Origin of the sequence: Flavobacterium fluviatile, from assembly GCF_010645065.1 — a bacterium.
Classification (GTDB): Bacteria; Bacteroidota; Bacteroidia; order Flavobacteriales; family Flavobacteriaceae; genus Flavobacterium; species Flavobacterium fluviatile.
Window position 1 is genome coordinate 53,513 of record NZ_JAADZW010000019.1, and the last position, 25,917, is coordinate 79,429.

Annotated in this window: 26 protein-coding genes; 18 read left to right on the forward strand and 8 right to left on the reverse strand. The window is 33.9% G+C overall.

The features are described from left to right. Positions 1–16 precede the first annotated feature (16 nt). Positions 17–2,404, forward strand: a complete 2,388-nt coding sequence (locus GXM17_RS16635) for a GumC family protein (RefSeq protein ID WP_163400505.1) — start codon at positions 17–19, stop codon at positions 2,402–2,404. 84 nt (positions 2,405–2,488) lie between these two features. Here the strand turns inward: GXM17_RS16635 and GXM17_RS16640 are convergent, their stop codons facing one another. Then, positions 2,489–3,226 (reverse strand): tyrosine-protein phosphatase, encoded by a 738-nt coding sequence (locus GXM17_RS16640; RefSeq protein WP_163400506.1) that lies wholly within the window; start codon positions 3,224–3,226, stop codon positions 2,489–2,491. 175 nt (positions 3,227–3,401) lie between these two features. On the opposite strand from GXM17_RS16640, the gene GXM17_RS16645 reads away from it, so the two are divergent. The 12 genes from GXM17_RS16645 (at position 3,402) to GXM17_RS21580 (ending at position 12,724) form a co-directional block, all read left to right on the forward strand. Next, the gene (locus GXM17_RS16645; RefSeq protein ID WP_244307425.1) at positions 3,402–4,586 is read left to right on the forward strand and encodes a BamA/TamA family outer membrane protein; all 1,185 of its coding nucleotides are present in this window, start codon (positions 3,402–3,404) and stop codon (positions 4,584–4,586) included. A 30-nt stretch (positions 4,587–4,616) separates the two neighbouring features. Then, a complete protein-coding gene (locus GXM17_RS16650) occupies positions 4,617–5,780 on the forward strand; it encodes a glycosyltransferase family 2 protein (protein ID WP_163400507.1) in 1,164 nt (387 codons plus the stop codon). Between the two features lie 83 nt (positions 5,781–5,863). Beyond that, positions 5,864–7,177 carry a dihydrolipoamide acetyltransferase family protein gene (locus GXM17_RS16655; RefSeq protein WP_163400508.1) on the forward strand — a complete coding sequence of 438 codons (1,314 nt, stop codon included), beginning with the start codon at positions 5,864–5,866 and terminating at the stop codon, positions 7,175–7,177. Between the two features lie 165 nt (positions 7,178–7,342). Then, positions 7,343–8,113, forward strand: coding sequence for a 3'-5' exonuclease (locus GXM17_RS16660; protein WP_163400509.1), 771 nt, complete (start codon positions 7,343–7,345; stop codon positions 8,111–8,113). Between the two features lie 48 nt (positions 8,114–8,161). Then, positions 8,162–8,773: a fumarylacetoacetate hydrolase family protein gene (locus GXM17_RS16665; RefSeq protein WP_163400510.1), complete on the forward strand. Its 612-nt coding sequence runs from the start codon at positions 8,162–8,164 to the stop codon at positions 8,771–8,773. Next, a complete protein-coding gene (locus GXM17_RS16670) occupies positions 8,773–9,126 on the forward strand; it encodes an Hpt domain-containing protein (protein WP_163400511.1) in 354 nt (117 codons plus the stop codon). The genes GXM17_RS16665 and GXM17_RS16670 overlap by 1 nt, the downstream gene beginning before the upstream one ends. Before the next feature lie 196 nt (positions 9,127–9,322). After that, positions 9,323–10,573 carry a competence/damage-inducible protein A gene (locus tag GXM17_RS16675; RefSeq protein ID WP_163400512.1) on the forward strand — a complete coding sequence of 417 codons (1,251 nt, stop codon included), beginning with the start codon at positions 9,323–9,325 and terminating at the stop codon, positions 10,571–10,573. A gap of 74 nt (positions 10,574–10,647) precedes the next feature. Beyond that, the gene (rpmB, locus tag GXM17_RS16680) at positions 10,648–10,884 is read left to right on the forward strand and encodes a 50S ribosomal protein L28 (RefSeq protein WP_008468080.1); all 237 of its coding nucleotides are present in this window, start codon (positions 10,648–10,650) and stop codon (positions 10,882–10,884) included. Positions 10,885–10,911: 27 nt separating this feature from the next. Beyond that, the gene (rpmG, locus tag GXM17_RS16685; protein ID WP_011963553.1) at positions 10,912–11,094 is read left to right on the forward strand and encodes a 50S ribosomal protein L33; all 183 of its coding nucleotides are present in this window, start codon (positions 10,912–10,914) and stop codon (positions 11,092–11,094) included. A gap of 73 nt (positions 11,095–11,167) precedes the next feature. Beyond that, entirely contained in the window at positions 11,168–11,320 is a 153-nt protein-coding gene (locus GXM17_RS16690; protein WP_070261881.1) for a DUF4295 domain-containing protein, read from the forward strand. A gap of 271 nt (positions 11,321–11,591) precedes the next feature. Further along, entirely contained in the window at positions 11,592–12,545 is a 954-nt protein-coding gene (gene ftsY / locus GXM17_RS16695; protein ID WP_163400513.1) for a signal recognition particle-docking protein FtsY, read from the forward strand. Between the two features lie 14 nt (positions 12,546–12,559). Beyond that, the gene (locus tag GXM17_RS21580; RefSeq protein ID WP_167522125.1) at positions 12,560–12,724 is read left to right on the forward strand and encodes a hypothetical protein; all 165 of its coding nucleotides are present in this window, start codon (positions 12,560–12,562) and stop codon (positions 12,722–12,724) included. Between the two features lie 121 nt (positions 12,725–12,845). Here the strand turns inward: GXM17_RS21580 and GXM17_RS16700 are convergent, their stop codons facing one another. Then, positions 12,846–13,910: a serine hydrolase domain-containing protein gene (locus tag GXM17_RS16700; protein WP_163400514.1), complete on the reverse strand. Its 1,065-nt coding sequence runs from the start codon at positions 13,908–13,910 to the stop codon at positions 12,846–12,848. Between the two features lie 226 nt (positions 13,911–14,136). Between GXM17_RS16700 and GXM17_RS16705 the strand changes: the two genes are divergently transcribed. Then, positions 14,137–14,577, forward strand: coding sequence for a hypothetical protein (locus tag GXM17_RS16705; RefSeq protein ID WP_163400515.1), 441 nt, complete (start codon positions 14,137–14,139; stop codon positions 14,575–14,577). After that, complete coding sequence (locus tag GXM17_RS16710; RefSeq protein ID WP_163400516.1) at positions 14,558–14,854, forward strand: DciA family protein; 297 nt, start codon at positions 14,558–14,560, stop codon at positions 14,852–14,854. The genes GXM17_RS16705 and GXM17_RS16710 overlap by 20 nt, the downstream gene beginning before the upstream one ends. A gap of 110 nt (positions 14,855–14,964) precedes the next feature. Here GXM17_RS16710 and GXM17_RS16715 read toward each other — a convergent pair whose 3' ends face one another. The 3 genes from GXM17_RS16715 to bshC form a co-directional block, all read right to left on the reverse strand. Beyond that, complete coding sequence (locus tag GXM17_RS16715) at positions 14,965–15,384, reverse strand: nucleoside-diphosphate kinase (RefSeq protein ID WP_163400517.1); 420 nt, start codon at positions 15,382–15,384, stop codon at positions 14,965–14,967. Positions 15,385–15,604: 220 nt separating this feature from the next. Next, the gene (locus GXM17_RS16720; protein WP_163400518.1) at positions 15,605–16,876 is read right to left on the reverse strand and encodes an acyltransferase family protein; all 1,272 of its coding nucleotides are present in this window, start codon (positions 16,874–16,876) and stop codon (positions 15,605–15,607) included. A gap of 149 nt (positions 16,877–17,025) precedes the next feature. After that, complete coding sequence (gene bshC / locus GXM17_RS16725) at positions 17,026–18,615, reverse strand: bacillithiol biosynthesis cysteine-adding enzyme BshC (RefSeq protein ID WP_163400519.1); 1,590 nt, start codon at positions 18,613–18,615, stop codon at positions 17,026–17,028. Positions 18,616–18,877: 262 nt separating this feature from the next. On the opposite strand from bshC, the gene GXM17_RS16730 reads away from it, so the two are divergent. The 3 genes from GXM17_RS16730 (at position 18,878) to GXM17_RS16740 (ending at position 22,968) form a co-directional block, all read left to right on the forward strand. Next, on the forward strand, positions 18,878–20,155 hold the full coding sequence (locus tag GXM17_RS16730) for an MFS transporter (protein ID WP_163400520.1): 1,278 nt from the start codon (positions 18,878–18,880) through the stop codon (positions 20,153–20,155). A 186-nt stretch (positions 20,156–20,341) separates the two neighbouring features. Continuing rightward, positions 20,342–20,638: a hypothetical protein gene (locus GXM17_RS16735; protein WP_163400521.1), complete on the forward strand. Its 297-nt coding sequence runs from the start codon at positions 20,342–20,344 to the stop codon at positions 20,636–20,638. 113 nt (positions 20,639–20,751) lie between these two features. Continuing rightward, positions 20,752–22,968: a B12-binding domain-containing radical SAM protein gene (locus GXM17_RS16740; protein WP_163400522.1), complete on the forward strand. Its 2,217-nt coding sequence runs from the start codon at positions 20,752–20,754 to the stop codon at positions 22,966–22,968. Here GXM17_RS16740 and GXM17_RS16745 read toward each other — a convergent pair whose 3' ends face one another. The 3 genes from GXM17_RS16745 to GXM17_RS16755 all read right to left on the reverse strand — a co-directional run bounded on the left by GXM17_RS16745 (position 22,969) and on the right by GXM17_RS16755 (position 25,779). Continuing rightward, positions 22,969–23,733, reverse strand: coding sequence for an MBL fold metallo-hydrolase (locus tag GXM17_RS16745; protein ID WP_163400523.1), 765 nt, complete (start codon positions 23,731–23,733; stop codon positions 22,969–22,971). A gap of 101 nt (positions 23,734–23,834) precedes the next feature. After that, a complete protein-coding gene (locus GXM17_RS16750; protein WP_163400524.1) occupies positions 23,835–24,521 on the reverse strand; it encodes a response regulator transcription factor in 687 nt (228 codons plus the stop codon). After that, complete coding sequence (locus GXM17_RS16755; protein WP_163400525.1) at positions 24,508–25,779, reverse strand: sensor histidine kinase; 1,272 nt, start codon at positions 25,777–25,779, stop codon at positions 24,508–24,510. Before GXM17_RS16755 ends, GXM17_RS16750 begins: the two co-directional genes overlap by 14 nt. Positions 25,780–25,917: the final 138 nt, after the last annotated feature.

The window sequence follows — 25,917 nt, forward strand, 5'->3', positions numbered from 1 at the left end:
CAAACATATAATACAAATGCAGGATTTTTATAATGAAGTTATAGAAGATGATATTAATGAAGTAAATCTTCGTGAGCAGCTGGATAAATATTTAGTCCACTGGAAATGGTTTGTTTTGAGTGTTTTTCTTTGTTTAATTTTAGCTTTCTTATATTTACGATATACGACACCAAGTTATGAAGCCAGTACTTCTATATTGGTTAAGGATGAAAAAAAAGGAGGTATGCTTTCTGAATTATCAGCCTTCTCAGATTTAGGATTGGGTGGAGGTTCTGTAAATAATGTTGATAACGAAATTGAGATATTGAAGTCCAGAACTTTAGTTGAGTCGACTGTCAAAAAACTCAATTTGAATCTAAGTCTACTGGTTGAAGGCAATGTGGTTGACCGTGATATTTATGGCGATGCGCCTGTAAACATTTATTTTATTAACAAAACAGAATTATTTGAGAAAGCAAATGCAGTTTTAAAATTAGATTTAGTTTCAAATGATACTTTCTCATTAGAAAATGTGTTAGAGAGTAATGATGCCGTGAAAAATATTATTTTGTCACCCAAAAAACAATTTAAATTTGGTGAAAAGATTCCAACTATCTTAGGGACCCTGATTGTCGGAAGAACAGAATTTTATAAGCAAAATACTCCTGGAAGAGATAAAGTAATTCGAATTACAATTAGCCCTGTTGAGAATGTAACGGCAAGTTACAGGGGGAGATTAAAAGTAGAGCCTATTAGTAAAACCAGTAGTGTAGTTAATGTGTCAATAACAGATCCTGTTCAGAAAAAAGCTGAAGATTTTCTGGATACTATGATTCAGATTTATAACGAAAATGCAGCTGAAGATAAAAATTTTATTTCTGAAAATACCTCTAAATTCATCTCTGAACGTCTGGCATTAATTACACAGGAATTAGACGGTGTAGAACAGGATGTAGAAACTTTTAAAAAATCAAACCAATTAACAGATATTGAATCCGAAGCCAAGCTTTTTATTGAAGGATCAAATGAATATGATAAAAAAGGTGTTGAAACTGAAATCCAGCTGAATGTAGTTTCGTCTTTGCTGGATTTTATAAGAAAAAGTACTAATTCTGATTTACTGCCAACAAACATCATAACTGATAGTGGAGAAGCCGGAGGACTGATTACTTCTTACAACCAGTTGGTTTTAGATCGTAACCGAATTTTAAAATCGGCTACTACTGAGAACCCTTCCGTAATAAAATTAGATCAGCAAATATCATCTTTAAAAGCAAATGTTGCTGCAAGTTTAAAAAGAATGCAGTCTAATTTACAGATTCAAAATCGTGATTTAAAAAGCCAGGAAAGAATTTTGAATAGCAAAATTGGGAAAATCCCGGTACAGGAGCGTCAGTTCAGAGTAATCGCCAGACAACAAAAAGTAAAAGAAGAACTCTATCTTTATTTGTTGCAGAAAAGAGAAGAAACGGCAATTTCATTGGCTGCTACAGAACCTAATGCGCGTATTATAGATGCTGCAAAAGCAAATAAAATTCCGGTTAGCCCAAAGAAAAAAGTTATCTACCTTGCGGGATTGCTAATAGGTCTTTTGATACCCTTTGGAATTATATACGGACATGATTTATTAGATACCAAAATAAAAAGCAGACTGGATCTGGAAGGAAAAACCCAAATACCTTTTATTGGGGATATCCCTACATCTGAAAATGCGAATGAATTGATTAAAACAGAGAGCAGGACGAGCTCAGCTGAAGCAATACGGATCGTAAGAACGAACCTTGAGTTTATGCTGACAAATGTTCCTGAAGGTCAGGCTAAAACGATATTCGTAACTTCTACTTTTCCCGCAGAGGGTAAAACTCTGGTGTCAGTAAATCTTGCCGCTACATTTGCTTTGTCCGGCAGAAAAGTTTTATTGATAGGGATGGATATAAGAAACCCAAAATTTATGGATTATTTTGCGATGCCAAATTTTGGATTGACTAATTATTTATCTTCAAACGATACAGATATAAACAAGTACATTATTAAACATAATGATTACGAAAATTTCTACATATTGCCTTCAGGTGTAATTCCTCCAAACCCTGCAGAGTTGTTGATGGGTAAAAATGTAGATACACTTTTTGAAACACTAAAAAAAGAATACGACTATATTATTGTGGATACAGCTCCTGTAAGTTTGGTAGCGGATACATTGTTGGTTGCTAAAAACGCTGATACTTTCGTGTATGTAATGCGTGCTAATGTCTTAGAAAAGCGTATGCTTTCTATAGCCAATACTTTTTATAGAGAAAAGAAACTACCAAATATGTGCTTAGTACTTAATGATACTGATTCCACTAAAGGGTATGGTTATGGATATGGATATGGAGTTAAAACAGAAAAAAAATCATGGTTTAAAAGATCAAAACAGATATAAACTAAAAACCGGTTTTCTACTAAAAAAATTAAGGTTCAAATATTCATATTTGAGCCTTTTTTTATGTAACAGGAAAATGAAATACTAAAATTTAAAAAACTGGTTGTTGGATATTACTTTTTTTAATGCGTCAAGGGTATTAATTTTTATTTTTTGTTCGAATGCAGCTATATGATTGTTATGATGTACATCTGTACCGGCAAAATCGTACATTCCTTTTTTTAGTAAATGCTCAGAAATTTTTGTAATTTCTTCGCCATAATAACCTACTACTGCCAGTAAATTTATTTGAAACAGACACCCCGCTTTTTTTAGTCTTTCATATTCGATTAAATTTTTATGATAAAACAAATATCGCTCCGGATGTGCTAAAACAGGTGTATATCCTGCTACCTGTAAATCAAATAAAATTTTATATAGCTGTATTGGGGCATTTATATATGACATTTCAACCAATACATAATTATCTTTTAAAGTAAGAAGCTTTTCATTTTGAAAATGCCTTTCAAACCAGTCATCCATAAAGTATTCTGCGGCAGCCAGAAAAGGTTTTGTAATATTACTTTCAGTTAAAAGTTTACTTGTTTCGGCATGATTATCCTGAATGGCATGAGGTGAATTATTCCATATATAATGACTAATATGAGGTGTTGTTATAAATTGGGAAACCCCAATTTTTTCGAACGATTTTATTAATTTCTCAGTATCAGATATTGTTTTTGCACCATCGTCAATCCCTGGTAATAAATGAGAATGAATATCGATGTAATTGCCGGATAAAAGATCCTTTAAGTAAGGTTTTTGTTTTAAGAATGATAGCATAGCACAAAAATAAGAAAAATGAAACAAACCTGAGAGTAATCCAAAGTATTTAGCATTGATTTTAAAGTGATAATATATTTATTGATATGGAGATTTAGGCTTTATTTATTTGATAATTAACGTGTTGTAGTTGTATAATGTTTAAATTTGTAAGTAAGAAATCTTATGGATAAGTATGGGTTCAAGTTATAAATTTTATAAAATCTGGATTTTTTTCTTTTTAGTGCCATTTTGTTATAGCCAAAATGATACACTTATAAGCAATGAAAAAGATATTTTAGATATAATTCATAAAGTCTTCAATAAAAATGACACTTTAAAAAAAAACAGGAATAAAAAAATTACCTTTTCGTTATTACCCGCTCCTGCAAATGTTACTTCCAGTTCAGGATTGGTGATTTCATTTTTAACAACTTTTTATTTAAGCGATACTGAAACAACAAAAATGTCTCAGGTTTCCTTCGCTCCTTATTTTAGTTTTACCAATCAGTATGTTTTTCCAATTCAGTCCTATATTTATACTGAAAATAATGAATGGAGTTTTATTGGGGATTATCGGTTTTTAATTTACCCACAGCCTACATATGGACTCGGTAGTCATTCTACAGAAGAAGAAATGTCAACATTAAATTATCAACAATGGCGTTTTTATCAGTTTATAACAAGAAAAGTGAAAGGTGATTTTCAAATTGGTTTAGGTTTCTTATTTGATAATTATCAAAATATTAGTGAAGAATCTTATATTGAAACAGAAACTGACTATTCAAAATATATGAATAATGATTTTTCAGATACCAGTTCTTTTGGTTTTGCGATACAGGCTTTGTATGATTCCAGAAAAAATATCATAAATCCTGAACAGGGCGCATATATTGAAGCAGACCTGAGAATTAATACCAGCGGAGTAGAAAACAGGAAGTGGAAATCTATATATTTGGATGCCAGAAAATACCATTCGTTCAGTAAATCAAGACATAAAATTCTAGCTTACAGGGCTTTTTATTGGGCTACTTTTTCAGGTAAGCCGCATTACTTAGATTTGCCAAGTATAGGCTGGGACCGAGATGGAAGGACAGGAAGAGGCTTTACCCGTAACAGATTCAGAAGTAATGCCCTTATTTATTTTGAAACAGAATACAGAACTGATATTTCAAAAAATGGTTTTTTGGGAGCCGTATTTTTTTCCAATATTTCATCTGTTTCCAAGTTTGAAACTTACCGGTTCAATAAATGGAATCCGGCCATCGGAACTGGTTTACGTGTAAAATGGAATAAAAAAAACAGCAGCAATCTGGCGTTGGATTACGGAGTCAGTAAAAACGACTGGACTTTACGTTTGGGTTTGGTTGAAAATTTTTAACTTTCCCAAATATTTCAAATTAAATTTTTGATGCAGTTATCGGTTATTATTCTCAATTATAATGTTTGCTATTTTCTGGAACAATGCGTGTTGAGTGTTCAGGAGGCACTTTTTGCAATTGAGGGGGAAATTATTGTAGTTGATAATAATTCTGATGATGATAGCTGTTTGATGATGAAAAGCAGGTTTCCGGATGTGCAACTGATTGAAAATAAGGAAAATTCAGGGTTTCCAAGAGGAAATAATATTGGAGTGGCTGCAGCTAAAGGTAAATATATTTGTATCCTTAATCCTGATACCGTAGTTGCTGAAGATACATTTGTGAAGATTCTGGCTTTCGCAGAAGGCAAAAAAGACCTCGGAATTATCGGCTGTAAATTAATTGACGGAACAGGAAATTTTCTTCCTGAAAGCAAGCGCGGAATCCCAACTCCCTGGGTAGCTTTTACAAAGATTTTCGGATTGTATAAAATTTTTCCAAATCAAAAGCTTTTCAATCAGTATTATGCACAGCATCTCTCAGAAAATGAAACAGGAAAAGTTGCTATTTTAGTTGGGGCTTTTATGGTAATGGAGCGCGAATTGTATTTGCAGACTGGCGGTTTTGATGAAGATTGTTTTATGTATGCAGATGATATCGATTTGTCCTATTCTGTTTTGCTAAGGCAAAGAAACAATTTCTATTTTCATGAAACATCAGTCATACATTATAAAGGAGAAAGTACTGTAAAGGACGAAAGATATATGAAAAGATTTCAGGAAGCAATGGAGTTTTTCTACCAAAAGCATTTTAGAAAATCTTTGTTTTTTTCTGTTTTTATTAAAGTTGGAATTTTTCTTTTTTCGTTTGTAAAAATGTTTCAGGGAAAACCTAAGTTAAATCCATTACCTGAAAGTTATGTTTTGCTTTCTTCAAATGAAATTTTGGCCGGCCGATTGTCTTCCGTTTTAAAAAATAAAGTTACTTTTTTAGATTTCAAAAAGGAAAAAATGGTAAATTCGTGCCTCGTTTCAGGGGGTAAAAGAATTGAAATTATTTTGGATAATCAATATGTTTCATTTAAAAAATGTATTGAAGTCTTTGAAACTTTTAAAAATAAGAGCATTACTTTTAAAATTTTACCTAAAAAATCTAATTTTATAATTGGCAGTAATTCTAAAAATGAACGCGGTGAAATGATAAAAATTGAGTAAAAATTATATTTTATATAATTTATGTTCGAAATATTCAGTAATTTCGCAATCTAAAAATCGAAATCACCTTTTAGGTTAATAATATGGCAAGATTTGAATTAAGACTTCCTAAGATGGGAGAAAGTATCGCTGAAGCAACCATTACAAACTGGTTGAAAGAAGTGGGAGACAAAATTGAAGCTGACGAAGCTGTACTTGAAATTGCAACGGATAAAGTTGACAGTGAAGTACCAAGCGAAGTATCGGGTGTTTTGGTTGAACAATTATTTGGCAAAGATGATCTGGTTCAGGTTGGGCAAGTTATAGCAGTTATTGAAATAGAAGAAGATGGCGTGTCAGAAGTGAGGTCTGTTGAAGAAACTGTAGTTCCTGCGGAGGTTATTGAAATTGAAAAAACAATCGAAGTTGCCAGAGAAGCTGTTGCAGTTCCTCAGGATTTTTCTAATTCTGATAAATTCTTTTCTCCATTGGTGAAAAATATAGCAAAAGAAGAAGGGGTTTCTCTTTCTGAATTGCAAAATATCGCAGGCTCAGGAAAAGATGGCAGGGTTACAAAAGAAGATATTTTAAAATATATTGATCACCGTAAATCTGATAATGAAGAAGTGAAAGAAGTTTTAGTTTCGCCAAAATCAGTAGAGCCAACACCTCAAAAAACTCAACAGGCAGTTCCGGTTTCTGTAAATGGAGAGGATGAAATTGTTGAGATGGACAGAATGCGCAAGCTGATTTCTGGCTACATGGTAGCTTCGCTTCAGACTTCTGCGCACGTTCAGTCTTTCATTGAGGTAGATGTAACCAATATTGTAAAATGGAGAGACAAGGTTAAAGCAGCTTTTGAAAAACGAGAAGGTGAAAAACTTACCTATACACCCATTTTTATGGAAGCTGTTGCAAAAGCAATAAAAGATTTTCCGGGAATCAATATTTCTGTTGAAGGAGATTATATTATTAAAAAAAGGAATATAAATTTGGGTATGGCGGCTGCTTTGTCAAACGGAAATCTGATTGTGCCTGTTATTAAAAATGCAGATCAGTTAAATCTTGTTGGAATGGCTAAAGCGGTAAACGATTTGGCTAATCGTGCTAAAGCCGGAAAACTTAAACCTGATGATACTCAGGGAGGGACTTACACTGTGACAAATGTAGGTACTTTTGGAAGTGTTTTTGGAACTCCAATAATCAATCAGCCGCAAGTTGGGATTCTGGCCCTGGGTGCAATTCGCAAAGTGCCTGCAGTTATAGAAACACCTGAAGGTGATTTTATTGGAATCCGTCAGAAGATGTTTTTATCACATTCTTATGACCACAGAGTAGTAGATGGTGCTTTAGGAGGGAGCTTCGTGAAAAGAGTAGCGGAATATTTAGAAGCATTTGATGTCGACAGGGATTTCTAAAATGATACATTAAGAAAATTAAATCCGGCAAATTTTGAATTTTGCCGGATTTTTTTATTCATAAAATAAAACTTTTTAAAAAATAATTTTAACAGTTGTTTACAGCAATAAATTAGTGATAATCGGCTTTAAAAAATTACTTTTGTAAAATTCAAAAAAACAAAAATGGAACTCAAACTCAGCAGACCAATCTGCTTTTTCGATTTAGAAACCACAGGAATTGATATCGGGAAAGACAGAATAGTAGAAATTTCAATATTTAAAGTTTTTCCAAACGGAAATAAAGAAAGCAAAACCTGGTTAGTGAATCCAACAATTCCAATTCCACCACAAACAACCGAGGTGCATGGTATCACAGATGAAAAAGTTGCGAATGAGCCTACATTTAACGAATTGGCGCCGCAGGTATATAATATGATCAAAGACAGCGATTTGGGAGGTTTCAATTCAGATCGTTTTGATATTCCGTTATTGGCTGAGGAATTGCTTCGTGCCGGAGTAGATTTTGATATGAAGAATAAGGTATCTGTAGATGTTCAGACTATTTTTCATAAAATGGAAGAACGTACTTTGAGTGCCGCATTCAAATTTTATTGCGGAAAAAGTCTTGAAAATGCACATTCTGCAGAAGCAGATACGATGGCAACTTATGAAATTTTAAAAGCGCAGTTAGACCGTTATCCTGAATTAGAGAACGACATAAAGGCATTGTCAGAGTTTACAACACGTAAAAAAATTGCTGATTTTGCAGGAATGATTGCTTTTGATAAAGACAACGAAGAGATTTTTACTTTCGGAAAACACAAAGGAGCTAAAGTTGAAAAAGTATTAGAGTCCGAGCCAGGATATTTTAGCTGGATTCAAAATGCTGATTTTCCATTATATACCAAAAAAGTTTTGACTGCAATTAAATTGCGAAAATTAAATACAAGGTAATTGTTGATGTTTTTTCAGTAATAAATCCAGGTAATCAGTACTAAAGAAATGAAAATAATCTGCATCGGTAGAAATTATACCAATCATATTGAAGAATTAAAAAACGAAAGGCCTTCAGAGCCAGTAATTTTTATGAAACCGGATTCGGCGGTTTTATTAAAACAGCATCCGTTTGTTATTCCGGAATTTTCAGAAGATATTCATCATGAAATCGAGATTGTTGTAAAGATTAACAAAGTGGGAAAATATATTGAACCTAAATTCGCACATAAATATTACGATGAAATAAGTGTAGGTATCGATTTTACAGCTCGTGATTTGCAAACTAAGCTAAAAGAGAAAGGATTGCCATGGGAAAAAGCGAAAGCTTTTGATGGTTCAGCAGTAATTGGGGATTTTTTGTCAAAGACACTTTTTAATTCTGTTGAAAATATTAATTTTGAACTTTTAAATAATAATAAAACAGTTCAAAAAGGCAATACAAGTCACATGTTGTGGAAGATAGACGAGCTTATTTCTTACGTATCAAAGTATTTCACACTAAAAATTGGTGATGTTATATTTACCGGGACACCGGCGGGAGTTGCGGCAGTTAAGCCAGATGATGTTTTAGAAGGATTTTTAGAAGATAAAAAATTATTCAGAATACAAGTAAAATAATGGCATTAAAATATAATTTATCAAAAGTATATGCGCTTTCAGACAATGATTCGGAATTTGTAAATGAGATTCTAAGACTGTTTGTTACTGAAGTACCTGAAGATTTGAAGCAGATAAAAGAAGGTATTAAGAAAAAAGATCATAAGCATGCCTATTCCTATGCGCATAAAATAAAACCGACCCTGGATTTAATGGGATTGAATGTAGCTTTTGAAGAAATTTTGCAGGTTGAGGCCTGGACCAAGGCAGAAGGCAAAAAGAAAGAAATTATCGAAACATTTAAGAGTATTAAGAAACAGGTTAATGATGCTATTAAGGAAATAAAAAAAGACTTTGATATTAATCAGGGCTAGATTATTTTGCTCTTTAAATGTAGTTCTGGAAAAATCAGTTAAGAATTTTGATGTATTTCTTTTATTTCTCATTAGGGCTGATGACGTATTTTTTTGTTTCTTTAAGAACATTACTGCGTTTCCCTGAAGCTATTCTCATACACTATTCTCTTTTAAATAATTACTTGCACTCTGTAAGTAAAAATTCCTCATCAATATGAAGGCAGCTATAATAACAATTGGAGATGAAATTTTAATTGGACAGATTGTAGATACAAATTCAGCTTTTATTGCTAAATCATTGGACAGAATTGGAATTGAAATCATGGAGATGATTTCGATAAGCGACGATAAAAAGCATATTTTGCATACTTTTACGCAACTTCAGAATAAAGTTGATATTGTAATTGTGACAGGAGGATTAGGTCCGACGAAGGATGATGTCACAAAAAAAACTTTTTGCGAATATTTTAATGATGAGCTGGTTGTAAATGCGGAAGTTCTGGCGCATGTAACGCAGTTGATTGAGGGGTATTTTAAACGCCCAATTACGCAAATGAATAAAGATCAGGCACTGGTTCCTTCAGCTTGTACAGTACTTCACAATGAGGTTGGTACTGCTCCCGGAATGTGGATGAAAAAAGAAAATACTGTGTTTATTTCATTGCCAGGCGTTCCTTACGAAATGAAATATTTGGTTGAAGAAGAAATAATTCCGAAAATTGTACATGAATACAAGCGTCCGTACATCATTCATAAAACCATTTTAACATACGGGCAAGGTGAGAGTTTAGTTGCGGAACGTATTGAAAATTGGGAAAATAATTTACCGGATTTTATCAAACTGGCCTATTTGCCAAATCCAGGTCGTGTACGTTTGCGCTTAACAGCAAGAGGGACTGATAAAGAAGAACTCGAAAAAGCAATTGAAGAGAATGTTAAGTCGTTAGATGCGATAATTCATGATATAATAGTAGGTTACGAAGAAAATGAAACAATAGAAACGGTAATTGGCAAGCTTCTTTTAAAGCATAATAAAACCATTTCAACTGCCGAAAGTTGTACAGGAGGAAGAATTGCTTCGCTTTTGTCAGCTGTGCCGGGATCTTCAGGTTATTTTAAAGGAAGTGTGGTTTCCTATGCGACTGAAGTGAAAGCAAATGTTCTTGGTATTTCGCAGGATGTAATAGATCAGTTTTCGGTAGTTAGTGCGGAGGTTGCATCTGCTATGGCTTTGAATGTGAAAAGCTTACTGAAAACAGACTATGCGATTGCCACAACAGGAAATGCAGGGCCTTCAAAAGGCGATTCAGATGCCGAAATTGGTACTGTTTTTATAGCTTTGGCTACCCCAAATGGAATCATTACAGAAGAATTTAACTTCGGACAACCACGTGAAAAAGTGATTGATAGGGCAACCATTAAGAGTCTGGAGATATTGCAGAAAGAAATTTTAAAAATTGTGTAATATTTTTTTGCTACAATCGTTTATTTTTCTTTTCTTTGCACCCTGATTTTGAATAACGATAAAAGATAAGTATAATGTCAAGAGTTTGTGACCTTACAGGTAAAAGAGCGATGGTAGGAAATAACGTTTCTCACGCTATGAACAAAACTAAGAGAAAGTTTTCTGTAAACTTAGTTAAAAAGCGTTTTTATCTTCCAGAAGAAGATAGATGGATTACTCTTAGAGTAGCAGCATCTACGATAAAAACAATTAATAAAAACGGAATCACTGCAGTTTTGAAAAAAGCGCAGTCAGAAGGATTTATCAAATAATCTTTTCCTAAATAAATATATAGCAAGATGGCAAAGAAAGGTAATAGAATCCAGGTAATTTTAGAATGTACTGAGCACAAAGCTTCTGGTGTTGCAGGAACTTCTAGATATATTACAACTAAGAACAAAAAAAATACTCCGGACAGATTAGAGATTAAAAAATTTAATCCAGTTTTAAAAAGAGTAACTGTTCATAAAGAAATTAAGTAATAATTAGAGATTTTGATAAAATCTCAAATGGTTTTTCATTTGAAGATTTATTGAATTCCAAAACATTTGAATCATGGCAAAGAAAACCGTAGCATCGTTACAAACAGCTTCTAAGAGATTGTCAAAAGCCATTAAAATGGTGAAATCTCCTAAAACTGGTGCATATACATTCGTAGAATCTATTATGGCTCCTGAAGAAGTTGATGAATTCTTGAAAAAGAAATAATTACAATTACATTATATAGAAAAGCTACTTTCATTCGGAAGTAGCTTTTTTATTTTTTATATTTGTGTGAATTTTTACAGAAGCCAAACATTTATCTTTGTTTTAATTATGGTTTCCCGCCATTCACTATATCTTTGTCTGCCTAAAGAAGGCAGACAAAGGATGCCGTTTCTGTCGGGGCTAGAATACAATCAATTGGCCTTCTTTAAAGATTTGGATTTCAGATCATCTAAAAATCAGGAATCCTAACATCTTAAAACCTACAAAACAAATGAGTTTTTTTAAAAAATTATTCTCTTCGGATAAAAAAGAGACTTTAGATAAAGGTCTTGAAAAATCTAAAACATCTTTTTTCTCAAAATTAAGCAAAGCTGTAGCCGGAAAATCGAAAGTCGATGACGATGTTTTGGATAATCTGGAAGAAATTCTGGTAGCATCTGATGTAGGAGTAAATACCACTTTAAAAATCATCGAAAGAATTGAAAAACGTGTTGCTGAAGACAAATACTTAGGAACAGATGAATTAAATCAGATTCTTCGTGATGAAATAGGAGCTTTATTGTCTGAAACCAATACAGGTGAAGCAACAGATTTCGAAATTCCGAAAGATATAAAGCCTTATGTTTTAATGGTTGTTGGAGTAAACGGAGTGGGTAAAACAACCACTATCGGTAAGCTGGCTTATCAGTTTAAAAAAGCCGGACATAAAGTCGTTCTGGGTGCTGCAGATACGTTTCGTGCCGCGGCTATCGATCAGCTGCAGGTTTGGGCTGACCGTGTGGATGTGCCAATTGTGAGACAAAATATGGGAAGCGATCCTGCTTCTGTAGCTTTTGATACTTTGCAATCTGCTGTAGCACAAAATGCTGATGTGGTTATAATTGATACAGCAGGACGTTTGCATAATAAAATCAACCTGATGAATGAGCTTTCAAAAGTGAAACGTGTAATGCAGAAAGTAGTTGCAGATGCTCCTCATGATGTACTTTTGGTTTTAGACGGTTCTACAGGTCAAAATGCATTTGAACAGGCTAAACAGTTTACAGCAGCAACTGAAGTAACTTCTCTGGCTGTTACAAAATTAGACGGAACAGCAAAAGGCGGTGTTGTAATTGGTATTTCTGACCAGTTTCAAATTCCGGTAAAATACATTGGTGTCGGCGAAGGAATTGAAGATTTACAGGTCTTTAATAAATATGAATTCGTAGATAGTTTCTTTAAATAATTCTTAAGCACAAAATGAAAAATATACCTCCTATTGCATTTTATTTTGCAAGTGTTCTGTGTTTTGTTATTGCAAATGTTTCAAAAGATAAAAGTTTGTCTTTTTATTATATTTTATTGGTATTTGGGCTGCTTTTCTTTTTTGCAGGAATGCTGAAAAGAATCCGTACAAAACGATAATGTGTAAGAAATAATTTTAAACTCTATAAAAAATATAAGGTCATCTAAGTAATTTTAATGTTTTGCTTATATGACCTTATTTTTTATATAGTTGAATTTTAATATCGTTTTTTTATCTATTCTACTGATACAAAGCATTAATTTTTTCCCATAAAACTTTGTCAAAATCAGATAAAGCCAGATTAACATTGTCTGCTGCATCTCCCATTCTGATGACAACCATTTTTTTGCTTGGAACAACATATATTTTTTGGTCGTTTTTTCCTAGAGCCATAAACATATCGTTTGGCGCTGTTGGAATTATACTGCCCTGAAAAGTAAGTTGTGATTGGGGTAAATGATAATTTGCTTTTCCGTTTAGCCACCACAAGTAGCCATATCCTAAATTAATGTTTTGAGATGTAGTCGTAGCTTCATTGAAAAAAGTTTCACTCAAAATCGTATTATTCTCCCATTTTCCTTTGTTTAACATCAATAATCCAAAGCGTGCCATACTTCTGGTGTTGCTTGCATAAACGCTGTTTACGTCTATTTGAACCCAGGTGCCAGTCATTCCGATTTTATCTCTTAGTTTTGCATTGAAATAGGTTGGCCAGTTTTGTCGGCTTGCAGCTGCAACAACGTCCTGAAGTTTAACGTAAACATTGTGATACGCCCAGCGTGTGCCTGCATCGGCTTTGTAGATTAGATCTGCAGGTTCAACATCATCCGTGCTGTCATCAAGACCTGAGGTCATTGTAAGCAGATGTTTGCAGGTAATAAGATTTTCTTTGGCAAGTGTTTCGCTTGTCCAGCCATTGCCAAGATATTGAGAAACTTTATTATTAATGTTGAGTAAGCCTTCCTGTTGCGCAATTCCTGTAACAGTAGCTGTTAATGTTTTTCCGGCACTTGCCCAGTACCAGGGTAAAGTTGCAGAATGTCCGTTGAAGTAATTTTCTAAAACGATTCGGCCATTTACTAATATGATGAATGATTTAGAGTTTTTGAGTTCTAAATAATCTAACAGCGGCTGAACGGCATTCTGGTTCCATTTTAAATCTGAAATAGATGTTGTTTCCCAGTTATTTCCGGTAATGGGTGGAAAATACATATTTTGGGATGGATTGGCGTCAGAAGTGTTGTCTTCTTTGCTGCAACTGATACAGAATAACAGAATCAGTATTTTACAAAATGTTTTAGTCATCGCAGGTGTTTTTTGGTTTTTGGGTTGGATCAAAAATAGATAAAATAGTTTAATGTCTAATGCATATTTTTATGTCTTTTAAAGTTATAAAGTTAACTTTGTAGTTCTTTAAAATCTTTTGAAAACGGGAGCCCTAGCCCTGATGGAAGCGGCATCCTTTTATGGCAGGGTTTGCCATAAAAGATAGAGCGGACAGCAGGAAACAGCTTCTCATTAAATATATATGATGAAAAATACTTTTATGATTTTGGTTTTATCGCTTTTGTTTGTGAGCTGCAAACAAGAAATTAAACCGGCAGATATTGCAAAACTGAATGGCTACTGGGAAATTGAAAAGGTGGTTTTTGATAAAGGGGAAGAGAAGGTTTACGGAATGAATGAGAATTTTGATTATTTTCAGATTAAAGGAACTAAAGGTACCCGTACAAAGGTGATGGCCCAGTTGGACGGAACTTTTTTGACCACAGATACTTTTGAAAACGTTTCGGTCCGGTTTACAGATAAAGGAACTTTTTTAGACTATAAGACGGATTATGCTAATTGGAGTGAGGAATTAGTTTCATTATCAGATGAGACTTTTGTGGTAAAAAATGATCAGAATAAGGAATATCATTATAAAAAATCAGGACCAGTAAATTTATTAAACGATGGCAAAAAGACTAAATAACGAGAGTACGATTGGAGCTGTTTTGCAGCAGATTATTCAGGTAAATAAACTGCAACCCGGAATGGATCAGATTGATGTAAAGGAAGCCTGGGAAAATTTAATGGGGAACGGTGTAAAAACGTATACGAGAAACGTTGTGCTAAAAGGAAGTACACTTTACGTTGAACTGGGATCTGCTGTTTTGCGTGAAGAATTAAGTCACGGAAAGTCTAAAATTGTGAAAATGATTAATGAAGAATTGGGTCGTGAAGTAGTGAAGGATGTAGTTTTGAGATAGAGATTAAGTGTTCAGATTTTAGTGTTCAGAATTAGACAAAAAAACCGATTCAAAAAATCGGTTTTTTTTATCAGGTCATTAAATGTTGACTTAAAACTGAACACTGAATACTAAAACTGCTCTCTTCCGGCAAAGTGGAATGCGCTTTCGATAGCTGCATTTTCATCACTGTCTGATCCATGAACAGCATTTTCTCCAATAGAAGTAGCGTATGCTTTACGGATAGTTCCTTCAGCAGCTTCGGCAGGATTTGTAGAACCGATTAAAGTTCTGAAATCTTCTACAGCGTTGTCTTTTTCTAAAATTGCAGCAACGATTGGTCCGCGTGACATGAATTCTACCAATTCTCCATAAAAAGGTCTTTCTGCGTGAACTGCATAAAAAGCTTTTGCATCAGCAACAGTCAATTGCGTTAATTTTAAAGAAACGATTTTGAAACCTGCGTTAGTAATCATTGCAAGGATATTCCCGATGTGTCCGTTTGCAACAGCATCCGGCTTAATCATGGTAAAAGTTCTATTTGTAGCCATTTTTTGTGTTTTTTAAATTTGGTGCAAAAATAGTACTTTTTAATGAATTGATTTTAATAAATTCATAATTAAAGTACAGCGGAATGACGTTTTATCCAAGAAAAACTTTTTTTAAACCATATAAGTAATATAAGTTCATTTAAATACCTGCATGCGGAATATCAATTGTAATTAAGCCATGCTTCTAAAATGAACTTATGTTACTTATATGGTGAAAATTTTAAACTTTGAAAATCAATTTTTTTCTGTAAAAAATCCATAAAATAAAGGTCCAGATTCCAACATAAACCAATGCTCCGGATAAGGAAGCTGTCATTGGATTACTGAAAAAAGGTGCAATCCAGAAGCGATATAAAAAGTCTAATAGATTGGTCTGCACTTCGGGATTTTTTGGATTTTGGAATTGAATCATTACTAACGCCTGCGGGATAATCTGAGAACAAAAGAAAACAATCATGGGATTTACCCCCCAGATTAAGAAAGGTTTGAAGCCTTTTTTGTAGCCTGCAATATCAATCACGTAGTATAAAATAGTAAAAAATACGGTCGCTAATCCTGTTGTAAATAATACATAACTGCTTGTCCAGAGCGATTTGTTAATTGGAAAAATCAAATCCCAAATTAATCCTAAAACAATAAGTCCCGCACCGATCATGCCCATTTTTAGGGCTTTTTTTGTTTTGGGATTATCATTTTGAAGAAACTGTCCGATTAACATTCCGATGATTCCGTTTACGATAGACGGAATTGTACTTAAAATGCCTTCCGGATCCCAGGTTTTGGTTGCGGAGTACATATGATCTTTTAATAAAATGCTATCCAGCCATGAAGCCAGATTGGTTCCTTTTTCAAGATTAGCTGCTCCGATTCCGGGAACGGGAATTAAGGTCATGGCAGCCCAATATCCTAATAATAATACTATTCCTGTTATAATTTGCGTTTTTTGAGTCGTTTTTAAATATAAAAGTGATACCACGAAATATACAATGGCAATTCGTTGTAAAACCCCGGGAAGACGAACATCCTTATAGGCTTCGATTCCGCTGTAAGCCAAAAAGAGATAAATAAAGAGAATCGAAAAAGCTAAAATATTTTTGACTTTAGAACTGAAACTTCCCATTAAGGCATAGCCTACTGCAATAGTTATTGCTAAGCGGCCAATAAGAAGCGGAATTCCTTCAAGACCAAATAACTGTATTTTTTCGAAAAAGTTGAAGAAAATTCCAAGACAAAGCATTCGCAGTGAACGAACCAAAATTTTACTGAACGTTGTAGTGTCATAAAATTTTTCGGGCATTGCAAGCGGAATAGCTACTCCCATGATGAAAATAAAAAAAGGAAATACCAGATCGGTTGGGGTGCATCCGTGCCAATCGGCATGCAGCAGCGGAGGATAAACATTTCCCCAGTCCCCTGGATTGTTGACAATTGTCATTAACAAAATAGTGAGTCCACGAAAGACATCTAGCGAAATTAAGCGTTCTTTTACCATTGTTTTTGGGTAAATAGGTTAATTAATAATTTAAAAATCGCTATTTGGTTTATGGAATAATAATTTTGAGAAGAGTGTGGTTATTTGTTTCTCAAGATTATTACAAAATTATTTTTTTTTGCAAATTAATGTTTTTTTTGGATTATAAGCTATATTGTTATGATGTCGAAATTGTGTTGTAATGGCTTTAGTTTCTGAATCAAAAGCGGAATCAGTTGCTCTCCTTTCTCCAGATAAAATTCAGAAAAATTAGCCTGGCGTTCCTGCAGACTCTGATTTGGGAATAATTCAAGTTGTAAATCGGTTACACGCTGTAATTCATTATCTAATTTTCTTTTTTGGGCTTTCAGTAAACGTTTTTCAAGATTTTCCAGCCCTTTTTTCTGCTTGGCTTCCTGTGCTTTTACAGCTCCGGAAAATGATTTGTCGGTTTGGTCTGCTAAATCGTAAAGATATTTAAATTGTTTATCTAACGTTTCTTTTTGAGCAGATAAATCAATTGGAAAAGCAGATAATTTATGCGTGATTGTATTCACTAAATCAGCAGGTTTAGTAAATAAATCTGTCCAGCTTAAATTTAAACTATCAGCTTTTTTGGCTTGTTTTTCAGTTGCTAACAAAACAGAATTACGAACTAAAAGCATTGGAAAAGTAATATTCACGGCATCAAAAAAGGCTTTTAATTCCAGCCAGTACGCAATTTCCCCGCCTCCGCCAATGTAACACAGGTTTGGTAAAATAACTTCCTGATAAAGAGGGCGCATGATCACGTTTGGACTGAATTTTTCAGGATTGCTTTCTAATAGCTGCAGAATTTCGTCTTTAGAGAATGAAATTCGGTTATTGTTTACGTAATATTTATCATTTTCAAAAATGATTCTTTCACGAAGCTTGTCTTCGATATAAAACAAATTGATCTCACGAGGATTTACCTGAACGCTGTAATCCTGAAGCTGTTCAATAGTTTTTTGAACGGTTTTGAAAGAAGTCTGATTTTCTAATTCATCTTTTACAAAAGGAATTAAAGCACGTTTTAAATCAGTGTTGTCTGCATCAATAATGACTAAACCGTAATCGGCAAATAAACTGTTGGCTAAAAAGCGGGTCGCATCAGCCAGATTTTCGTGTTTTAAATAAGCTTCCTCAAAAAGCTTTTTAAGGACATTAGCGTTGGTGCTGAAACCTAATTCCTGAGAATAAATTTCGAAGAATTCAGTTAAGCCGTCAGTCGAAAGCCTGCCTACAGGACCTGTGCTTTCTTTGTTCCATCTGAATTTTTTGCCTTTAAAATTGAAATAATTGATCTCTTCAAAGTCATGGTCTTCCGTTGCCATCCAGTAAACCGGAACAAAATTGTAAGCTGGATATTTTGACTTTAATTCTTTGGTCAGATTAATTGTCGAAATGATTTTATAAAGAAAATACAATGGGCCACAGAATAAATTTAGCTGATGTCCGGTGGTAATTGTAAACGTATTTTCGAGAGCCAAAAACTCAATATTTTGTCTGGTCAAATCTGAAATTTCAATATTCTGATATTGTTTTTTCAGGTTTTCAACTAAAGGAATCCGGTTGGCGTTATTAAAATTGGATTCTTTTTCGATGATTTGTTCTTCGAAATTTTCAAGTGTCGGAAAACGATTGTACAGCGGTTTTAATTCTGATTTCTGATCTAAATAATCTTGCATCAATTTAGAGAAATATCCTGAGTTTTGATAGCTGATACAGTCGCTTGGCATAATTTTAATTTTATTTTGACAGCTGTAAATTTAATGAAAATATGCAGTTAAAAACGGTTTTAACGATAGCTTATGATTTGATTTTTACTTTTGGATTTAAAAACTTTATAATCAGGTTTTTAATTAAAACAAAAGTTGTGTAAGATTGAAAATTTATAAAATTTGTTAAAAAAAGCAGGTGTTATGAAACTATTTATCCTTAGAATGAATTATTAACAATGAAACCCTATTTTTGTAAGCAAAAAAATATATCAGTTTTTACATGAAAAATAATCCGAATCAAAAGAACTCTTTAAAACATGTTCTTTTTGGAAGCCTTATTGGCACCACAATCGAATTTTTTGATTTTTATATTTATGCTAATGCAGCTGTATTAGTATTTCCACAATTATTTTTTCCGGGTGCTGATCCGACCATGGCAACCCTGGAATCTCTGGCTACTTTTTCAATTGCCTTTTTGTCCCGTCCATTGGGTTCTGCTTTTTTTGGGCATTACGGAGATAAAATCGGTCGTAAATTTACCTTAGTCGCTGCTTTGCTTACTATGGGAATTTCGACAGTTACCATAGGATTTTTGCCTGGTTATGCCAGTATTGGAGTAGCTGCTCCGTTGTTATTGATGTTATGCCGATTCGGGCAGGGTGTTGGTTTAGGAGGAGAATGGGGAGGAGCTGTTTTACTGGCGATTGAAAACGCTCCACCGCATAAACGTGCCTGGTACGGAATGTTTCCTCAGTTAGGAGCACCAATCGGTTTGCTGCTTTCAGGAGGAACTTTTTTAATTTTGACAGATTCAATGAGCAATGAAGATTTTATGAATTACGGCTGGAGAATTCCTTTTATAGCAAGTTCACTTTTGGTGATTGTTGGTTTTTATATCCGTACTAAAATATCAGAGACACCATCCTTTGAAAATTCTAAAAATGCGCACGAAGAAGTAAAAATTCCATTTTTAACTTTGGTAAAATCGTATAAAAATCAATTGATTTTCGGTACATTAGGGGCAGTGACCACTTTCTTAGTGTTTTATTTAATGACGGTATTTGCCCTGAGCTGGATTACTTCAGATTTAGGTTATGTAAAAAGAGATGCTTTGTTGATTCAATTATTTTCGGTCTTGTTCTTCGCCCTTTTTATTCCAATTTCAGCTTTGGTTGCCGATAAAATCGGGCGTCGAAAAATATTAATTTACACTACAATTGCAATTGCCCTTTTCGGATTTTTCTTTTCGTTATTCCTTAATTCCGGAAGTCCGTTTTTAGTAACCGCTTTTGTATGTATCGGAATGTCTTTGATGGGATTTACGTATGGACCTCTGGGAACATTTTTATCAGAGTTGTTTCCTACGACTGTTCGTTATTCCGGAGCTTCGTTAACGTTTAATCTGGCAGGAATTTTAGGAGCAGCATTTGCACCTATGATTGCCATTTGGCTGGCAAGTACGTATGGTTTGAATTATGTTGGTTTTTACCTGACTATTGCAGCTATTATTTCTTTAGTTTCTTTTTTAGTGATTAGTAAAGACGTGCATAAGTTTTAATATTTCTGAAAACTAATTTATAGGGAGTTAACGATTCATTCGTTACCTCTTTTTTTTGAAAAAATTTTTAGGATTTAAAATGTTGTATATTAGATTTTTGTGAATTTTTTAAGAAAATTTTATGATTTAATTTGAGCCAAAGAGTATTTTCAAAAAGCACTTTCGATTAATATTTATGCCTTAGAAGTGTATCCTTTTTATATTCATACTCTGATCTTAAATGAAGATTACGAAGAAGCAACGAAACTGATTGATTTTGCATTGACTGTCAAAGGAATCAATAAAACGGAGATTCTTTTGAAGAAAATAATGCTTTTAGAATGTCAGCAGGAATTTAAGAAAGCCTTGAAAGTGATTAAAAAAGTAAAACTTAACACAATCAATACTTCTTATGACTACACAATTGAAGAAACTGAAAAAAGGCTGAACAAAAAAGGAAATGGTAATTCTAAAAATGACAAAAAAGCCAAAAAGAAAAAGTAGAATAAGTAAACAAAAAAGGATGTCTCAATTGACATCCTTTTTTGATTTTAAATAGAGTAGTAAATCTTTTCCTAAAAGATTAATATCCCGTATTTTTGCACAAAACAAATCCTTTGAAAACGAAACTTTTTCTAATCACCCCGCCATTTACCCAACTGAATACTCCGTATCCGGCCACTGCGTATATAAAAGGTTTTCTGAATACTAAAAACATAGAATCCGTTCAGGCAGATTTGGGTATTGATGTGATTTTGGAATTGTTTTCGAAGAAAGGTTTACAGGATTTGTTTGATGTTTCAAGTTTCAGGTTTCAGGTTTCAGGTTCTGAAATCTCAGATAACTCAAAGCGCATTTTTGCTTTACAGGACGAATACATCAAAACCATAGATTCTGTAATTCAGTTTTTACAGGGGAAAAATCCAACTTTGGCACTGCAGATCTGTCAGGAAGATTTTTTGCCGGAAGCTTCCCGTTTTGCACAGCTGGAAGAACTCGACTGGGCATTCGGAACCATGGGGACTCAGGACAAGGCAAAACACCTGGCGACTTTATATCTTGAAGACATTTCTGATTTTATTGTGGAATGTGTCGATGAAAATTTTGGCTTTAGCCGATATGCTGAGCGTTTGGGCCGAAGTGCCAACTCTTTTGATGAATTGTATGAAGCTTTACAAAAAGAACCGACTTATATTGATTCGATTTTAATTTCACTTCTGAAAGAAAAAATAGAAGCTGTAAACCCAACTTTATTTTTAATTTCTGTTCCTTTTCCCGGGAATTTATACAGTGCATTTCGATGTGCACAATGGGTAAAACAAAACCATCCCGAAATTAAAATCTCGATGGGTGGCGGTTTCCCGAATACCGAATTGCGTTCACTTTCTGATAAACGTGTTTTTGAATTTTTCGATTTTATTACTTTGGATGATGGCGAAGTTCCGATAGAAGAACTTGTTGCAAATTTGTCATCCCGAGCGGAGTCGAGGGACGAAAAGCATTACAAACGAACTTTTCTTTTGGAAAATGGGGAAGTAGTCTATAAAAACAATTCCTTAAAACACGATTACAAACAATCACAGGTTGGAACACCGGATTATTCAGATTTGCCTTTGGACAAATATATTTCGGTTATCGAAATCGTAAATCCGATGCACCGAATGTGGAGCGACGGGCGCTGGAATAAACTCACTATGGCTCACGGCTGTTATTGGGGCAAATGTACATTCTGCGATATTTCATTAGATTATATTAAGGTGTATGAACCTGTTGCGGCAAGTTTGCTTTGTGACCGGATAGAAGAATTAATTGAAAAAACAGGTCAAAACGGCTTTCATTTTGTTGATGAAGCTGCTCCGCCTGCTTTAATGCGCGCTCTGGCTCTCGAAATCTTAAAGCGAAAACTGGCCGTAACCTGGTGGACGAATATTCGTTTTGAAAAAAGTTTTTCAAAAGATTTGTGTTTATTACTAAAAGCTTCCGGCTGTATTGCCGTTTCCGGAGGATTAGAAGTGGCTTCAGACCGATTATTAAAATTGATTGATAAAGGCGTAACAGTAGAACAGGTTGCAAAAGTAACCCGAAATTTTACAGAAGCCGGAATTATGGTGCATGCGTATTTAATGTACGGATATCCAACACAGACGATTCAGGAAACTGTTGACAGCCTTGAAATGGTGCGCCAATTATTTGAAGCCGGGGTTTTACAATCCGGATTTTGGCATCAGTTTGCGCTCACGGCACATAGCCCGGTTGGATTGTATCCGGAACAATTTGGCGTGACCAAAAAAACAGAGGCTATCGGAACTTTCGCCAATAACGACATTGATTATACCGATTCAACAGGAATCAATCATGATAAATTCAGTTTCGGATTAAAGAAATCGCTGTTTAATTTCATGCACGGAATCTGTTTTGATTACGAATTGCAGGATTGGTTTGATTTTAAAATTCCGAAGACAAAAATCCATCCCGATTTTATTTTTAATGCTTTAGAAGAACAAAACGATTTCAATACCAAGCCAAATGCAAAAGTAGTCTGGCTGGGAGGGAAACCTTCGGCAGAAAGCTTTACAAAATCAAAAAAAGGAAGAAGCTGGGAAATGATGTCGCTGACTTTTCACGACAAGAAAGAAAGTTTTACTATCCAGACCAGTAAAGACGAGGGCGAGTGGCTGGTCGAAATCCTAAGTAAAATTGCAGTTTCAAACAGTAAAAATTATACTTTTCAGGAAGTCAAAAATGATTTCGAAACCACATTAGAAGATTTTGAATTGTTTTGGTATTCAAAACCAATCAATACGTTGCGTGAGTTTGGTTTATTGGTTTTGTAACTAATATTCTACACATTCTCCATCATTAGGAACAGCCGTTTTGGATAAAAGATTATTTTGGGCCAAAGCATTTTTTAATTCTTCCCTTGTTGTCGGGCAATGGTTTAAAGCTTCTAAATGATTGGCAAAAACTTTTCCGGGCGCAAGTGCGGCAAATTTAAGTATATCATTCATTCTCATTAATAACGGCTGTCCAAAATCTAATCGTGCAGTACCGCAGGCAACAGTTGCAATGTCAGGTTTCAGTTCAGTCAGGACTTTTTCTGTATCTATTGTGAAAATAGTATCTGAACTGATGTAGATTGTTTTTTCGTTGAGGAGTTCTATAAAAAAGCCCATAACATTTCCCATTAATTTAGCAACAAAACCATATCCGTGAACGGCTGGAATTCCTGTTATTTTTCCGTCCAGGAAATTTTGAGGTTTCCAGTAATCCAAAGCTTGTATAACAGTTAAGCCTCTTTGCGTTATCCTTTTTTCGTCTTTTACACTGCAGATTACCGGAATTGATTTTCTTTTTAGAAATACTTCACCGGCTTTGTCCAGATGGTCAGGATGCAAATGTGTTATCAGGCAATGGGTAACTTTACTCAGAATTTCCCTGCTGTTTTTGGGAAGAGCGGTCAGCGGGTTTCTTTTTGGCTGGTAACGAAAAAGAGTAAAAGGAGCAATAGTTTTCCTTTTTCCTAACATGGGATCAATTAAAAGGACATGCTTTTCTGTTTCGATGACTAAAGTGGCATTGCGTAAATGATGCAGTTTCATAATCTGACAAAATTAGAACTTAAAAATACAAATGATTTTTTAAATTATATTTACAGAATATTCTTTGTTTTTAATTGAATTGTTATTATAATGAAAAAAAGCTATTCAATTACAAACCGAAACCCGATTCCATGCAGGTTTTCAATAGAAATGCCTTTTTCATTGGCTAAAATCTTTCGAAGGCGCGAAATAAAAACATCAAGGCTTCGTCCCATAAAATAATCGTCAGTTCCCCAAAGTGCGGTTAAAATTTGTTCTCTTTTTAAAACTGAATTTTTGTTGTCCAGAAATAGTTTCAGCAATTCGGCTTCGCGTTGTGTCAGGCCAATTTTTTCATCAGCATTAAAAAGAATGAAATTTTTAGTGTCAAACTGATATTTGCCAATTTCATAAATGGTTTTTTCGGGTTTGTTGTTTTTTTGCGAACGCTTTAGAAAGACTTCAATTTTCAGTATTAATTCTTCAATGCTGAAAGGTTTTACGAGATAATCATCCGCCCCTAAACGCAATCCTTTGATTCGGTCTTCTTTTAAAGTTTTAGCTGAGAGAAAAATAATCGGAATATCAGTATTGATTTTCCTGATTTCTGCTGCTAATTCGAAACCATCCATTTTTGGCATCATGATGTCAAAAATGCAAATGTCGAAATCCTCATTTTTAAAACTTTCAAAGCCTGATTTTCCATCTGAACAATGCGTTACATTATAGCTGTTTTGTTCCAGATTGTCTTTGGTCAAAAAAGCTAATGTTTCATCATCTTCGGTATAAAGGATTTTAAAGCTGCTCATTTTTATATGGGATTGACAGAGTTATTGTAGTGCCTTTTTTGTTGTTTTGGGTCGCTGAAATTTTCCAGTCCTGGAGGTCGCAAATCTTTTTTACATAATATAATCCTAATCCAAAACCGTTAACCTCATTGCTTTTTTCATTCTGAATTCGGTAAAATTTATCAAATATAAACGAAATATTTTTAGAAGAGATTCCGATTCCGTTATCTTCAAAAGAGAGTTTTAAAAACTTGTTTTCGGTAGAAATTCCAACGATAATTTCAGGCTTTTCATTGCAGTATTTTACAGCATTATCCAGTAAATTATAAACCAGATTCGTAAAATGAAATGTATCAGTTTCAAGTTGGTAATGGTTTGAATCCGTTTTAATTTTAATAGAAGCTTCCGGGTATTTTAATTGAATATTTTCGATGGTTTCTTCTATAACCGGAACAATTAAAAGGTTTTCTTTCTTTAATTCCAGCGGTGTATAATCAGATTTAGCGATGTTTAAAATCTGTTCAATATGACTGTTTAGTTTGTTGCTCTGGTTGATTATGATGTCGGTATAAGTGTGCAGTTTTTTGTCTTCTTTAATTTTATCCTGGCCAATTAAATATTTTGAAGCAATTAAAATCGAAGACAGAGGCGTTTTAAATTCATGTGTCATGTTATTGATAAAATCACGTTGCAACTCAGAATATTTTTTTTGCTGAAGAAGAGTCAAAATCGAATAAACATAAATCAGTAAAATGAAAATCAAAACGATAGACAATACAAACCAAAAACGCATAGAACTAAACAAATATGTCGTTTCATGAGGAAAACGAACTGCAAAATAATAAATCAGATTTTTATGCTTCGGAAAATGTACGGATTGTTTCCCTTTTTCTTTATCAGACAATGAAATATAATTTCCATAGACCATTTCATCACTCTGGCAATTGTACATGGCGTATTCAAAATCAGTCGTAATATTCATTTTTTTAAACTCCGTTTTCAGATAAAACTCCAGAATATCAGGTTCAAAATCGTTGTCAATGTTTACGATATAATAATCATTGGCAATTTTCTGTACCGGATTTTGTGCAGGCAATTCATGATTGGTGCCTTCGTATAATTTTTTTGCAACTTCCAGCAGGGCAATATGAGTTTTCTGGCTCAGCTTTTTCTGTTCTAATGTAAAGGCTTCTTTTGTCCAAAGCAATTGAGCGATCAATATGCCGATAATGGCTATTAATCCGAGGATAATGATGCTGTTGAGTCTGTTTATTTTCAAGGAAATCAACTTTTAGAAAGTGTAATATTAATCAAATTTTAAATTAAAAAGAGCAGTTAACATGTCATTAACAAACATTTGAAACCGGTTAACAGTGAATTGTTTTTTTGTAAGATACTTTTGAAATACAGAATCAAA